At 61.1% G+C, this 13,696-nt stretch carries 13 protein-coding genes and 5 tRNA genes; 12 read left to right on the top strand and 6 right to left on the bottom strand.

The genetic code is table 11. The features are described from left to right. Positions 1-6 precede the first annotated feature (6 nt). From FCL40_RS17075 to FCL40_RS17055, 5 genes are all read left to right on the top strand, one after another. A tRNA-Arg gene (locus FCL40_RS17075) sits at positions 7-83 on the top strand. Positions 84-270: 187 nt separating this feature from the next. Beyond that, a tRNA-Arg gene (locus tag FCL40_RS17070) sits at positions 271-347 on the top strand. Positions 348-393: 46 nt separating this feature from the next. Next, positions 394-470 (top strand) — tRNA-Arg (locus FCL40_RS17065). A 670-nt stretch (positions 471-1,140) separates the two neighbouring features. Further along, positions 1,141-1,230: transfer RNA gene (locus FCL40_RS17060), tRNA-Ser, on the top strand. A gap of 4 nt (positions 1,231-1,234) precedes the next feature. Further along, positions 1,235-1,311, top strand: a tRNA-Arg gene (locus FCL40_RS17055). Positions 1,312-1,410: 99 nt separating this feature from the next. Here FCL40_RS17055 and FCL40_RS18625 read toward each other — a convergent pair. After that, complete coding sequence (locus FCL40_RS18625; protein WP_169307166.1) at positions 1,411-1,587, bottom strand: hypothetical protein; 177 nt, start codon at positions 1,585-1,587, stop codon at positions 1,411-1,413. A gap of 235 nt (positions 1,588-1,822) precedes the next feature. Between FCL40_RS18625 and FCL40_RS17050 the strand changes: the two genes are divergently transcribed. The 6 genes from FCL40_RS17050 (at position 1,823) to FCL40_RS17025 (ending at position 8,064) form a co-directional block, all read left to right on the top strand. After that, complete coding sequence (locus FCL40_RS17050) at positions 1,823-2,065, top strand: hypothetical protein (RefSeq protein WP_136854499.1); 243 nt, start codon at positions 1,823-1,825, stop codon at positions 2,063-2,065. 224 nt (positions 2,066-2,289) lie between these two features. Further along, positions 2,290-2,727: a nitric oxide-sensing transcriptional repressor NsrR gene (nsrR, locus tag FCL40_RS17045; protein ID WP_136854498.1), complete on the top strand. Its 438-nt coding sequence runs from the start codon at positions 2,290-2,292 to the stop codon at positions 2,725-2,727. Positions 2,728-2,731: 4 nt separating this feature from the next. Beyond that, entirely contained in the window at positions 2,732-3,166 is a 435-nt protein-coding gene (locus FCL40_RS17040; RefSeq protein WP_136854497.1) for a YqaA family protein, read from the top strand. Positions 3,167-3,208: 42 nt separating this feature from the next. After that, positions 3,209-6,046, top strand: a complete 2,838-nt coding sequence (locus FCL40_RS17035; RefSeq protein ID WP_229360368.1) for a M16 family metallopeptidase — start codon at positions 3,209-3,211, stop codon at positions 6,044-6,046. A 60-nt stretch (positions 6,047-6,106) separates the two neighbouring features. Next, on the top strand, positions 6,107-7,654 hold the full coding sequence (gene gshA / locus FCL40_RS17030) for a glutamate--cysteine ligase (protein WP_136854496.1): 1,548 nt from the start codon (positions 6,107-6,109) through the stop codon (positions 7,652-7,654). After that, positions 7,654-8,064: a hypothetical protein gene (locus FCL40_RS17025; protein ID WP_136854495.1), complete on the top strand. Its 411-nt coding sequence runs from the start codon at positions 7,654-7,656 to the stop codon at positions 8,062-8,064. The genes gshA and FCL40_RS17025 overlap by 1 nt, the downstream gene beginning before the upstream one ends. Positions 8,065-8,135: 71 nt before the next feature. On the opposite strand, the gene FCL40_RS17020 is transcribed toward FCL40_RS17025, so the two are convergent. Next, positions 8,136-8,756 (bottom strand): LysE family translocator, encoded by a 621-nt coding sequence (locus FCL40_RS17020; RefSeq protein WP_136854494.1) that lies wholly within the window; start codon positions 8,754-8,756, stop codon positions 8,136-8,138. A gap of 231 nt (positions 8,757-8,987) precedes the next feature. On the opposite strand from FCL40_RS17020, the gene FCL40_RS17015 reads away from it, so the two are divergent. Then, complete coding sequence (locus FCL40_RS17015; RefSeq protein ID WP_205729155.1) at positions 8,988-9,608, top strand: transglycosylase SLT domain-containing protein; 621 nt, start codon at positions 8,988-8,990, stop codon at positions 9,606-9,608. Between the two features lie 59 nt (positions 9,609-9,667). Here FCL40_RS17015 and FCL40_RS17010 read toward each other — a convergent pair whose 3' ends face one another. The 4 genes from FCL40_RS17010 to xseB form a co-directional block, all read right to left on the bottom strand. Beyond that, a complete protein-coding gene (locus tag FCL40_RS17010) occupies positions 9,668-10,378 on the bottom strand; it encodes an HAD family hydrolase (RefSeq protein ID WP_136854492.1) in 711 nt (236 codons plus the stop codon). A 141-nt stretch (positions 10,379-10,519) separates the two neighbouring features. Beyond that, entirely contained in the window at positions 10,520-12,385 is a 1,866-nt protein-coding gene (gene dxs, locus FCL40_RS17005; protein WP_136854491.1) for a 1-deoxy-D-xylulose-5-phosphate synthase, read from the bottom strand. 27 nt (positions 12,386-12,412) lie between these two features. Beyond that, positions 12,413-13,300, bottom strand: a complete 888-nt coding sequence (ispA, locus tag FCL40_RS17000; RefSeq protein WP_136854490.1) for a (2E,6E)-farnesyl diphosphate synthase — start codon at positions 13,298-13,300, stop codon at positions 12,413-12,415. A 2-nt stretch (positions 13,301-13,302) separates the two neighbouring features. After that, positions 13,303-13,542 (bottom strand): exodeoxyribonuclease VII small subunit, encoded by a 240-nt coding sequence (xseB, locus tag FCL40_RS16995; RefSeq protein WP_136854489.1) that lies wholly within the window; start codon positions 13,540-13,542, stop codon positions 13,303-13,305. Positions 13,543-13,696: the final 154 nt, after the last annotated feature.

Here is a 13,696-nt window from a genome sequence, read left to right as displayed (position 1 = left end):
CATTGCGCGCTCGTAGCTCAGCTGGATAGAGTACCTGGCTACGAACCAGGCGGTCGAAGGTTCGAATCCTTCCGAGCGCGCCATTTTGTTAAAGGATGCCTGAGCTTCGCTCAGGGGTTCTATGCGCTTGGTCGGATTGCCGGCCTGCGGGCAAAGCCCTTAGGCGTTGCCGCGGCGAAAGCTTCGCTTTCTCGATTCCGCGCCAACCCTTCCGAGCGCGCCATTTTTTAGGGTGTTGGGCTTTGCCCGGTTCCTGAACACAAAATATGTGCGTCCGTAGCTCAGCTGGATAGAGTACCTGGCTACGAACCAGGCGGTCGGAGGTTCGAATCCTCCCGGACGCGCCATATTTTCAGTCAGTTCTGTATGAATTGACTACAATCAGAATTCTGCGCGCTCGTAGCTCAGCTGGATAGAGTACCTGGCTACGAACCAGGCGGTCGAAGGTTCGAATCCTTCCGAGCGCGCCATCTTCACGAAACCCGAGCGGAAGCTCGGGTTTTTTTGTGCCCGCTCGTCGGATTTCCGGCCTGCGGGCGAGGCCCTCTGGCGTTGTTGCGGCGAAAGCTGCGCTTTCTTTGCTCCGACTCAACTTCTCCCCCAGCGTGCCATTTTCCCAATAGCAATCACATTGACCCTACCTTTGTCTTAACGCCTCGTGGCAGTTCAGATCCAGCAGTATGGTCGATGTCAGGGGGGGGCGAGTCAACAGGACAACGAACTGGGCTGCTAGGGGCGCTCCCTTTGGGCGGAGTCAAATCCGCCTTAAGCGTCGTTAGAGCGTCTCGACATGACCCCACCATATCTTCAAGTATCTTCCTAGCCTAAGGCGGGTCTCCTTGCGCGGGCGTGGGGCTGGTCGATGCGATTGGTATTGATACCCGAGCGGAAGCTCGGCTTCTTTGAGTCCGCTGGTCGGATAGCCGGCAGGAGGGGCGCGCTGCCTCAGGCTTTGGTGGTTGATGTCGGCTTCGGCGGATTTTGTTCACAGCTGGGGCGTATTGAAGCTTTGTTGTGCAATCAAACACCTGGGGCGAACTTGTTGCCTCTTTGGGGTTTGACATCCTCGGATAAGGCCTTAAGATAGCACACCTGTGTTGGCCACTAAGGTCGATGCAGGACCCGTAACCGGGCGAAAATGGTGAGGTGGCCGAGTGGCTGAAGGCGCGCCCCTGCTAAGGGCGTATACCTTGATCGGTATCGAGGGTTCGAATCCCTCCCTCACCGCCATTGCGCGCTCGTAGCTCAGCTGGATAGAGTACCTGGCTACGAACCAGGCGGTCGAAGGTTCGAATCCTTCCGAGCGCGCCATTTACAAAAAACCCGAGCGGAAGCTCGGGTTTTTTTGTGCCCGCTCGTCGCAGTTCCCGATAGGGGCCGCGTTTCGGGGCAGCGAGACAGGGCGTAGCATCAGCCCGGCTGGGTCAGCTGTATCATCAGGGCGAAGAAGCCCAGCAACCCGAAGCAGATGCCAAAGATCCAGTAGAAACCCTTCTGCCCCTGTTTGAGGCTGTATCCGTTGACCGTCAGAAACAGATACCAGAGCAGAGACAGGATGATCGGGATCAGGAACAGTCTTCCTATCATTCGGCGTCCTCTCCAGGAAAACCTAGTAATTTCTTAATAAATACCAAGAGTTTGACTGATTATCAAACCAGGGATTCAGTTTCAGCCATCGGTCCCGTCGGGGCCGACCTGGCGCATGGGGGGTGTTTATCAGTAGGTTGCGTCGTGTGAGTCAAGTGTAAAAATTTGGCAATTTGGCTTCTTATTTCGTCGTTCGGGTGTAGCATAGGTCCTCTGGGGGATCATCAAATTGAACATGCGTTACCTGATTTTGCTGGCTTTGTTCTCCCTGCCCGCTCTAGCCTGGTTCGATGCGGTGCCCAACAGGCTGGACACAGAGAGTCACCAACTGGTGTTGGATCTCAATAGTGGTATCGGACAAAGCCCGAATTTTGTCAAAGCCGAGTATGGCGATGGCATCATGATCCTGTACTATCGGCAGTTGGATGGGGGCAGCCTTGGCGCCTTTGGTGCCGTGGTGGAAAATCACGCTCAATAGACCATCCTCAGTTTCTGTACCAGCGCTTATTACCGCAAGCGGCAGGAGCTTGGCATGGTATACCGTCACCTCTATCAAGAGGGTACGGGGAACACCAGCCAGGAGATCAGGATCGATCGGTACAGCTGTCTGCAGTCACAGCCTTTTTGAACACAAGGGGATCAGAGGCCCCGTAACTCATTACCTCTGAACGCCGACGTGGCGGACCATTGGAGGTAGGACTCTTGCAACTCACCAGTTTCAGCGACTTCGCGTTTCGCTCCCTGCTGTATATGGCCACTCTGCCCCAAGGAGAGCTGACCAGCATCACCCGGGTGACCGAGATCTACGGGGTTTCCCGTAATCATATGGTTAAGGTGATCAATAAGTTGGGGCATGCCGGGTTTGTCAAGACGGTCCGAGGCAAGAAGGGGGGCATCTGTTTGGCCAAGGCACCCGAAGAGATAGGGCTGGGCGAGGTGATCCGTGCCCTGGAACCGCTGCAACTGATCAACTGCGGTGAGCCCTACTGCAAGATCCTGCCCGCCTGCCGTCTTAAGCAGGTATTGACCGAGGCCACCAACGCGTTTCTGGCGACCCTGGACAGATACACCCTGGCGGACATGCTCGCCAACAACTCAGAGCTCAAGGCTCTGATGATTCCCGCCGAAACCATCGAGTAGACCATTGCTCAGCGCCGAACTGGGGCTGCTTGTCAGTGCCTTCGTGTCTGCCACTCTGGCTCCGGGTGGTTCCGAGGTGCTGCTGGGCTACCTGGTTCAATCCACCCCCGGTGCCTGGCTCTCCCTCGTCATCATCGCCACCATAGGCAATACTCTGGGTTCCCTGACCAGTTACTTTCTCGGGCGCCTGGGTCGGCGCGCCAAGTCGCCTGAGGCGTTGCTGGAGGGCAAACATCCGTGGCTGGTACCCCGGGTGCAGCGTTTCGGCCCCTGGAGCCTGTTGTTGGCTTGGTTGCCGCTGATCGGCGATGCCATTCCGCTGCTGGCGGGATGGTTCCGGTTTGGAGTGTTATCTAGTAGTCTGTTGATCTTTATTGGTAAGTTTTTTCGATACCTGGTGATAGCCCTGACCATGCTCGGCATCATCAACCAACTATAGGAGCGGCCCGCCTGGGCCGCAGCCCGTAACAGGAGGGATTCCGTGAAACTGCTCAAGCCGCTGGCACTCAGCCTGGCGCTCGTCCTGGCCGGATGTGCATCCGATACCCCAGACTCATCCTTGCCCGAGGGAGTGGCCTATCTGGGTTCCAACCTGTCTCAACAGGTTGAGGTAACAATTCCTTACGAAAAGTTCGAGTTGGATAACGGCTTGACTCTGATCCTCCATAAGGACAGTTCCGATCCCCTGGTCCACGTCGACGTGACCTACCACGTCGGCTCAGCCCGTGAAGAGCTGGGCAAGTCGGGTTTCGCCCACTTCTTCGAGCACATGATGTTTCAGGGCTCAGAGAATGTCGCCGATGAGCAGCACTTCCAGTTGGTGACCGAATCCGGTGGCACCCTGAACGGTACCACCAACAGCGACAGGACCAACTACTTCGAGACCGTTCCCGCCAATCAGCTGGAGAAGATGCTCTGGCTGGAGGCGGATCGCATGGGCTTCCTGTTACCCGCGGTGACCGAAGAGGCGTTCGAGGTGCAGCGGGCCACCGTCAAGAACGAGCGCGGTCAGCGGGTGGATAACCAGCCCTACGGCCGGCTCAACGAACTGGTGTCCCAGGCACTCTACCCCAAGGGGCACCCCTACTCCTGGCCGGTGATCGGTTGGATGGAGGAGCTGGACAACGGCAACGTCGATGACCTGCGGGCCTTCTTCAAGCGATGGTATGGCCCCAACAACGCCACCCTGACCATTGGCGGTGATTTTGACCGCGACCAGGTACTGCAGTGGGTGGTGAAGTATTTCGGTGGCCTCCCCCGCGGCCCGGAGGTCGCTCCTCTGGCCAAGGCGCCGGCGTCTCTGGCCGCCGACCGCTACCTGACCCTGGAGGACAAGGTTCATCTGCCGTTGATCTATCTCTCCTTCCCCACGGTCTACGCCCGCCATCAGGATGAGGCGGCCCTGGATCTGCTGGCGGAGATTCTCGGCGGTGGCAAGACCTCCATCTTCTACAAGAACCTGGTGAAATCCGGTCTGGCGGTTCAGGCCGGAGTCGGCCACCCATGCCGTGAGCTTGCCTGTGAGTTCACCATGTATGCCCTGGCCAATCCGGGCAAGATGCCCCAGTTGGCCGAGATCGTGAAGGTGATCCGTGACTCCGTGGACGAATTCGAGCGGCGTGGCGTGCTGGCTGACGATCTGAAGAAAGCCCAGGTGGGCCATGAGGCGACCACCATCTTCGGTCTGCAGAGCGTACGCGGCAAGGTCAGTTCTCTGGCCCACAACCAGACCTTCTTCGGTGAGCCTGATCTGCTTCAGCCGGATCTGGAGCGCTACCGCAACGTGACCGCCGAGGATGTGATGCGGGTGTTCAACACTTACATCAAGGACAAGCACGCGGTGATCATGAGTGTGGTGCCCCAGGGGCAGGTCGCCCTGGCGGCGGCGCCCGCCAACTACACGGCACCCGGTCCCGTACCAAAGGATCAACTGAGCCATGCCGACAAGGTGGCCCAGGCCAAGATTGAGGACGACTTCGACCGCAGTCAGGTGCCGGGCTCCGGTCCCGCACCCCAGCTCAAGGTACCTGGGCTGTGGCAGCAGCGTCTGGCCAATGGCATCGAGGTGATCGGCACCCTCAGCGACGAGACCCCCACCACCGAAATCATGATCGCCCTCGACGGCGGCCAGCGTCTCACCTCCGCCGCCGAGGCGGGGCTGGCGCAGCTGACCGCCACCATGATGGCCGAGTCCACCGAGTCCTACTCAACCGAAGAGATCGCCCTGGAGCTGGAGAAGCTGGGCTCCACCATCTCCGTCAGCGCCTCCGGCTACCGTACCTACGTCAATGTCAGCGCCCTCACCGCCAACCTGGATGCGACCCTGGCGCTGCTGCAGGAGCGGCTGTTCAAGCCCGCCTTCAGCGACGCCGACTTCCAGCGGGTCAAGGTCCAGCAGCTGCAGGGGCTGCAGCATCAGGCCAACGATCCTGGCTGGCTGGCCAACACCGCCTGGAGCGAGTTGCTCTATGGTGACAACAGCGCCGGCAGGCCGGTAGGCGGTACCCTGGAGAGCGTTCAGGCGTTGACCCTGGAGCAGGTGAAGGCGTTCTACAAGGAGCAGTTCCGCGCCGGCAATGCCAGTATTGTCACCGTATCCAACCTGGGCCAGGATGAGCTGCTGCCCAAGCTGCAATGGCTGGGACAGTGGCAGGGGGAGGGCAGCCGGTGGGCGCCGCTGATGGCGATGCCCGAACTGGCCGGTCCCAAGATCTATCTGCTCGACAAGCCCGGCGCCGCTCAGTCGGTGATCAAGATTGGCCGTCGTGGCGTCCCCTTCGATGCCCTCGGCGACTATTTCAAGTCCGGATTGATGAACTACCCCCTGGGGGGCGCATTCAACAGCCGAATCAACCTGAACCTGCGGGAGGACAAGGGGTACACCTATGGGGCCCGCAGCAGCTTCCGCGGTGGACCCGAGCTGGGCTCCTTCGTGGCCGGTGCCAGCGTCCGTGCCGATGCCACCGCCGCCTCGGTTAAGGAGTTCATCAGCGAGATCCAGCACTTTGCCGCCGAGGGGATGACCGAGCAGGAGCTGGCCTTCATGCGGGCTTCGGTGACTCAGTCGGACGCCCTCAGCTTCGAAACCCCGGGACAGAAGGCCCGTTTCCTGGGCAAGCTGCAGCGCTACAACCTGCCCAAGGACTTCGTCGAGCAACAGGGGACGCTGATCCGCAACATCAGCCTTGAGGAGCTCAACCGCCTGGCCGCCGAACAGCTGGACCTTTCCCGCATGGCGATTCTGGTGGTTGGTGATAAATCCAGCGTTGAACCCTCTCTGCGCGAACTGGGCTATGATATCGTCACACTGACGCTGTAGAATTGACCCTTTCCAATGACACCGGGAGGGGAACCCCTCCCGCCTTGACGAGTATCTGACTTGACGGATTTTGAACGGAACCTGAGCCGACTCTCCGATGAGGAGGGGCGGCTGGCCCTGCGCTCTTTGGGGCGGGGAATCGAGCGTGAAGCCTTGCGTATCCTTCCCCAGGGCCTGTTGGCCAGGGATCCCCACCCCCATTCCCTGGGGTCGGCGCTGACCAACAAGTGGATTACCACTGATTTTTCTGAGTCCCTGCTGGAGCTGATCACCGGGGTCAACACCAGTGTCGACGGCCTGCTGGAGGAACTGGGTGACATCCACCGCTACGTCAGCCGCCATATCGGTGATCAGCTGTTGTGGCCCCAGTCGATGCCCTGCTTTATCGATCACCAGGAGGATGTGCCCATCGCCCAGTATGGCCGCTCCCACGTGGGCAGGATGAAGACCCTCTACCGGGAGGGGCTCAAGCGCCGTTACGGCGCCAAGATGCAATCCATTGCCGGGGTCCATTTCAACTTCTCCCTGCCCAAGTCCCTGTGGAGGGCACTGCAGGGTGACAGCGACCAGGAGACCATCTCCGCCGGCTACTTCCACCTGATCCGCAACTTCCGCCATCAGGCCTGGATTCTGCCCTATCTGTTCGGCGCCTCTCCCACCCTGTGTCCCTCCTTCCTGGACGACCGTGAGGTGACACTGGAGTTCGAGACGCTGCCCAGCGGACTGCTGGCCCTGCCCTGGGCTACCTCCCTGAGGATGAGTGACCTTGGCTACACCAACAGTGAGCAGAGCAACCTGCGGATCCGCTACAACTCCGTCGAGGAGTATGTCTCCGACCTGAAGCGGGCCATCACCCTGCCCTCAGAGCGTTTCGCTCAACTGGGACTGGAGGAGGGGGGGCAGAGGGTTCAGCTCAACACCAACATCCTGCAGATCGAGAATGAGCTCTACTCCGCCATCCGGCCCAAGCGTACCGCCCACAGTGGGGAGACCCCCTCCGATGCCCTGGCCCGGGCCGGCGTCGAGTATATCGAGGTGCGCACCCTGGATGTGAACCCCTTCGCCCCCCACGGCATCAGCCGGGATCAGGTTCTGTTGCTGGACCTGTTCCTGTTGGATTGCCTGCTGTTGCCCAGTCCCTGCTGGACCGACGAGTGTCAGCAGCAGACCCAGCGTAACTTCGATACCGTGGTCACCCGCGGGCGCCAGCCGGGGCTGGCGCTCGAGCACGGTTGTGGTGAACGCAAGCTCCTGAGCCAGTGGCTGGGAGAGAGCTTCGACCGCTGGCGCCGAATCGCGGCGGAAATCGACGGCGAACAGGGGCGCGACTACCTGGAGGCCCTCGACCAGTGGCAGCCGTCTGTGTCCGATCCCGCCAAGACCCTCTCCGGTCGCATTCTTGCCCTGCAGACCCGCGAGGCCAACCCGGTGATGGCCCTGGCTCAGTCCCATCGGCAGTATTGGCTGCAGGGCCAGTCAACGCGCCTCAGCGAAGCTCGCCTGGAGCAGGAGGCCGCCGAGTCCCGCCAGCGCCAACGTGCCCTGGAGCAGAAGCAGAGCGGCAGCTTCGAGGAGTACCTGGAGCGTTACTTCAAGGGCAATGAGTAGTGAACCGCCTGGTTGGAGCGATGCTGCTGACGGGGTTGCTGGCCGGGTGCGCCAGCAACCAGGAGTTTGCCTGCGGGGTCGTCTCCAGCGGAGCCCGCCCTCCGGCGGAGCAGGGGCTGTTTCAGGTGCTGGTGACCCACATCGACGGTCAGCCGGTGGTGTCCAAGGCCAGCTACCGGTTGAGCCCGGGAAGGCATGACCTGAGGCTGGTGGAGCTGATTGACGATCCCCGTCTTGGGGTCAACCTCAGGGCGCGCAGCTACCGCGAGCTGACCCTGCAACTGCAGCCGGATCAGGAGCTGTTGCTGGCCGCCCGTTTCGATCTGCAGGGACAGAAGCCCGACGGCGGCCGTTACTGGGAGCCGGTGATCTGGCAACGCCGGCAGCACAGCTGCTCCCTGGAGCCCTGATCCTGTGGCGTCACTCCGCCCTCAACCGAAAAAGGCCGCAATCGCGGCCTTTTCTGATCCTGTTCGACGCCTCAGGCGATTGCCATTGCGCCACCCAGGCCGATAAAGGTGATGCCGCACAGCCGGTTAAACCGTTTCTGGGCGGTGGTGCTGCACAGCCGGTTGGCCAGCTGACAGCCACCGAACGCCACCAGGTTGAGCACCACGAAATCCACCGCGGTAAAGGTGGAACACAGCAGCAGCAGTTGCGGCAGCATCGCCTGCTCGGGATCCAGGAACTGCGGGAACAGGGCGGCAAAGAAGATCAGCCCTTTGGGGTTGGCCAGTCCGATGGTCAGTGTCTGGCGGAACAGTCCCCAGGCGGAGGCGTCGTCACGGTAGCGGAAGCCGGACTCCAGGTGTTCATCCGGACGGGAGCGCCAGGCGGAGATCCCCAGCCAGAGCAGGTAGCCGGCCCCGCCGTACTGCATCAGTTCGAACAGCGCGGGGTGTTTGGTGATCAGCGCCCCTACGCCGGTGGCGGACAGCAGCATCAGAACCAACCCAGCCAGGTTGGAGCCCAGCACCGTGGCCAGGGCCTTGCGGTGGCCATGGCGGACACTGGTGGACAGGGTCAGCAGGGTCATGGGACCTGGAGCGATCAGCAGAACAATAACGGTGGCAAGGTATACCAGATAGAGCTCGGTCGACATCGGAAAATGACGGGTTTACTGGGAAAGGGGCGCATTTAACCAGTGCCGTCGCACGCTGTAAAGGGCTGAGTGCCATTCGGCCGAAGGAATTGAGATCGAACCTGTCAGCTTTGGCTGACAAAGGGGGAAATGTTTCACCTCAGGCTGTAATTCAGCAGCTTGTGATGGCATTTGTCGGCGCCTCAGGGCAGAATCTAGGCTCTGAGGGAACACTGACCGCTGCCTAGACTCATGATGAAAATTGTAAAGCCACTGCTGAGCCTGGTGTTGCTTGCCTCCCTGGCAGGCTGTGCCACGCCACCGCCACGGGATCCGGAAAACCTGTGTAACATCTTTATGGAGAACCGCGACTGGTATCAGGCCGCCAAGGAGAGCAGGGAGAAGTGGGGGGTGCCGGTTCATGTCCCGATGGCGATGATGTATCAGGAGAGCTCCTTCAGGCACAACGCCCAGCCTCCCATGGAGTGGTTCCTGGGTTTCATCCCCATCGGCCGCAAGTCCAGTGCCTACGGCTACGCCCAGGCGAAAACCGTCACCTGGGATCAGTACGCCCGGGAGACCGGCAACACCTGGTCCAGTCGCAGTGACTTTGATGACGCCATGGACTTCATGGGTTGGTATATTTACAAGACCCACAAGATCAACGGGGTGTCTAAATGGGATGCCTATCGCCAGTACCTCAACTACCACGAAGGTTGGGGCGGGTATAAGCGCGGAAGTTACAGGAAGAAGCAGTGGCTGGTGAAGACCTCCCGCAAGGTGGAGGCCCGCTCCAAGCGTTATGCCGCCCAGTATCATCGGTGTAAAGAGGATCTGGATCGCAGTTGGCTGTGGCGACTGTTCTTCGGCTGAGTCTTGCCGCCGACCCTGAAAAAAGCCAGCCCGTGTCGCTGGCTTTTTTCATGGGGAGGTCACAGGTATCGCCGACACAGTGCCGGCAGCTCTGCGGGAGAGTGGGCAACCTGGTCCGGTTGGTAGACCCAGTTGCCGGGGAGGGCGCCGCTGTAGGCGGCGGCGATGGCGATCACCCGACTGCGTCCCGCCAGGGCCTGCTCCAGGGAGCGGGCAAACTGGACATCGCCCTGGTGGTCGCCGATGTAGAACAGGGTGTCGGGACAACGCTTGCCGAAGATCGCTTCGATGCACTTGAGACCGCCGGCGGGGTGGGGTTTTTGCGCCTCTCCCGCCACCTCGTTGTAGCCGACCACGGCCCGGAATGGCTCGGCAATGTCTGCCTGTCTGAGCTGGCGCCAGATGGTGGTCGAGTCGTTCTGGGAACAGATGCCGTGGGGCAGTGCCTGCAGTTGCGCCACCGCGTCGGCGATGCCCTCGAACAGCCCCACCTCCATGGTGTTTCGCCTCTGGTGTTTGGCCCACAGCGGCCCCGCCAGGGCCGCCTCCCCCGGAGTCAGGCCATAGTAGTTTAGGTAGAGATCCTGCCAGTTTTCGGCGGCATGGTTCGCCTGATGGTAGCGTGCTTCGCTGCGCAGGCAGTGGGGCAGGTTATCGCCGCTGAGGCGGGGAGCCACTTCGTCCAGTATCGACAGGGTAATGCTGATGTTCCTGGGCGCGGAGTTGACCAGGGTACCGTCGTAGTCCCATAGGATAGCGGCTTGAGGCATAGGGGGCTCCTTCTGAATATTGGCGCTACTGTGCCACCGAACACGCCGGGGAAAAAGTGCTCCGCCCAGAAATGAGTGTTCGCACACCGCCCCCAAAAGCAGAAAACCGGAGCCAGGCTCCGGTTTTCTCATCCCGGCGACTCAGTCGCCGAAATAGTCGTGAATCTGCCTGACGATGCCCGGACCATCCAGTCCCAGCTCCGCATGCATCACCTCCTGCTCACCCTGCTCGATAAAGCGATCGGGCAGGCCCAGCTGCAGCACCGGTTTGGCCACCCTATGGCGGTTGAGGGCCTCGAGGACCGCAGACCCGGCGCCGCCCATGACGGCGTTCTCCTCCAGGGTCACCAGGCGATCGTGGCTGGCGGCCATCTCCAGTACCATCTCCTCGTCGATGGGCTTGACGAAGCGCATGTTGATCACGGTGGCGTCCAGCTGCTCCGCCGCCGCCAGGGCGTAAGGCAGCAGGGTACCGAAGCTGTAGATGCACACCCCGCTTCCCCGGCGGCGGATCTCCGCCTTGCCGATGGGCAGCGTCTCCATCTCCTGCTGGATCTCCACCTGGAGGCCGCTGCCCCTGGGATAGCGCACCGCCGCCGGGGTCTCCATCATGTGGCCGGTGTAGAGCATCTGGCGGCACTCGTTGGCGTCTGCCGGGGCCATCACCGTGAAGTTGGGGATGCAGCGCAGGTAGGAGAGGTCGAACGCCCCCTGGTGGGTCTGGCCATCGGCGCCCACCAGGCCGCCTCTATCGATGGCGAACAGCACCGGCAGGTTCATGATGCCCACATCGTGGATCGCCTGGTCATACGCCCGCTGCAGGAAGGTGGAGTAGATGGCCACCACCGGCCTGTAGCCCTCACAGGCAAAGCCGGCGCCCAGGGTGACCGCATGTTGCTCGGCAATGGCGGCGTCGAAGTACTGCTCGGGAAACTGCTGGGAGAAGGCGACCATGCCGGAGCCCTCCCGCATCGCCGGGGTGATCCCCACCAGCTTGTCGTCCTTGGCCGCCATGTCACACAGCCAGTCGCCAAATACCTTGGAGAAGGTGGGCTGGCCCGGCTTTGACTTGGGCAGCTTGGACTCGGCGATGTTGAATTTGGGCACGCCGTGGTAGCTGATGGGATCCTCTTCCGCGGGTTTGTAGCCTTTGCCCTTCTTGGTCATCACGTGCAGGATCTGCGGCCCCTTGAGGTTGCGCATGTTGCTCAGGGTGTCCACCAGCCCGCCGACGTCGTGACCATCGATGGGGCCGATGTAGTTGAAGCCCAGCTCTTCGAACAGGGTGCCGGGAACCACCATCCCCTTGAGATGCTCCTCGGCACGGCGGGCCAGCTCCTTGATGGGAGGCAGGCCGGAGAGCGCCTTCTTGCCCCCTTCGCGAATGGTGGTGTACAGGCGGCCGGACATCAGCTTGGCCATGTGGTTGTTCAGGGCGCCGACGTTTTCGGAGATGGACATCTCGTTGTCGTTGATGATCACCAGCATATCCTTGTGGATGTCGCCGGCGTGATTCAGTGCCTCGAACGCCATGCCGCCGGTGAGGGCGCCGTCGCCGATCACCGCCACCACCTTGCGCCCCTGGTCCTCCCGGTCGGCGGCGATGGCCATACCCAGGGCGGCAGAGATGGAGGTGGAGGAGTGACCCACACTCAGGGTGTCGTACTCGCTCTCCTCCCGCCACGGGAAGGGGTGCAGACCATCCTTCTGGCGGATAGTAGGCATCTCCTTGGCGCGGCCGGTGAGAATCTTATGGGGATAGGCCTGGTGACCCACATCCCACACCAGCCGATCGAACGGGGTGTTGTAGACATAGTGCAGGGCGACCGTCAGCTCCACCGTCCCCAGCCCCGAGGCCAGGTGGCCCGACGAATGGCTGACGCAGCGCAACAGGTACTGGCGCAGCTCTTCCGCCAAATCTTGGAGTTCGGCCTTGGGCAGGGTGCGCAGATCCTCAGGCATCAATGCCTTGGCCAGGAGTGGATAATCGTTCAGATCCAGACTCATTATGACAGTCGCTTCTTGTTATCGTGATTATTGGCCTCGCTCGATAATGTATCGGGCAAAGTCAGTAAGTTGTTCGGTATTGTATGGCAACTGAGCCAAAGATGTCAGGGCATCTTTATGGAGACTCTGCGCCACTTCACACGCCCCCTCCAGTCCCAGCAGGGCCGGGAAGGTGCTCTTATCGGCCTCGGTGTCTGAGCCCTGGGGTTTGCCCAGTTGCTCGGTGTCGGCGGTGATGTCCAGGATGTCGTCTTGCACCTGGAATGCCAGGCCGATCGCCTCGGCGTAATCCACCAGGGCGTCCCGGTGAGCCGGATCGAGCTTAGGCACCGCCAGGGTGGCCAGCTCGACACTGGCGCGAATCAGCGCACCGGTCTTCAGACGGTGTAACTGGGTCAACGCCTCCAGGGGGATACGCTTGCCGGTGGCGGCCAGATCGATCGCCTGGCCACCGCACATCCCCTGGTAGCCGGATGCCCGAGCCAGGGTACGGATCATCGTCACCCTGTTCCTCTCCAGCTCGGCGGGAAGTGGAGCGTTGGCCAGGATCTCGAAGGCCAGGGTCTGCAGTGCGTCCCCGGCCAGGATGGCGGTCGACTCGTCGAAGGCGATGTGACAGGTCGGCTGGCCGCGGCGCAGATCGTCATTGTCCATGGCGGGCAGATCGTCGTGGATCAGCGAGTAGGCGTGGATGCACTCCACCGCCGCCGCCAGGGGATCCAGATCCTTCTCGTCGGCGCCCAGCATGGTGCCCACGCTGTAGACCAGAAAGGGGCGGACCCGCTTGCCGCCCAACAGGGTGCCGTAGCGCATCGCTTCCAACAGGTCGGGAGCACAGGGGGGCAGGGAGTCGAAATGGTGGATAAGGTGTTGGTTGACCCGCTCACGGTAGCGGGTCAGGGCAGCGCTCAGCATGCTTACTCCTGAGGTTCGAAATCAACCAGTTGCGCTTCGCCTTCCCCATCCTTGGTCAGCATCTGTACGCTCTGTTCGGCCTGGGTCAGCTTCTGCTGGCTGGCCCGTACCAGGTGAATACCCCGCTCGAACTGCTTTAGTGCCTGTTCGAGAGGCAGATTGCCCTGCTCCAGGTTCCCCACAATCTGTTCCAGTTCCAGCAGCGCCTGCTCAAAACTTAGGTTGTCCGGTCTTTTTGCCATCGTTAGGCTCCTTGAATCGCTGGACAAAGGTACTGCTTTGTCGACCCCGGATCAATGGAGCTCCCGTATCAAGCTTAAATTTCATTAAACTTGCCTTCGATTGGACCGATAAAGACAATAGACTACCCAGTTCCACCTGATGGGACGACCAGGA

It is taken from the genome of Ferrimonas sediminicola (assembly GCF_005116715.1).
Lineage (GTDB): Bacteria > Pseudomonadota > Gammaproteobacteria > Enterobacterales > Shewanellaceae > Ferrimonas > Ferrimonas sediminicola.
This window is presented reverse-complemented; position numbering and strand designations above follow the sequence as displayed.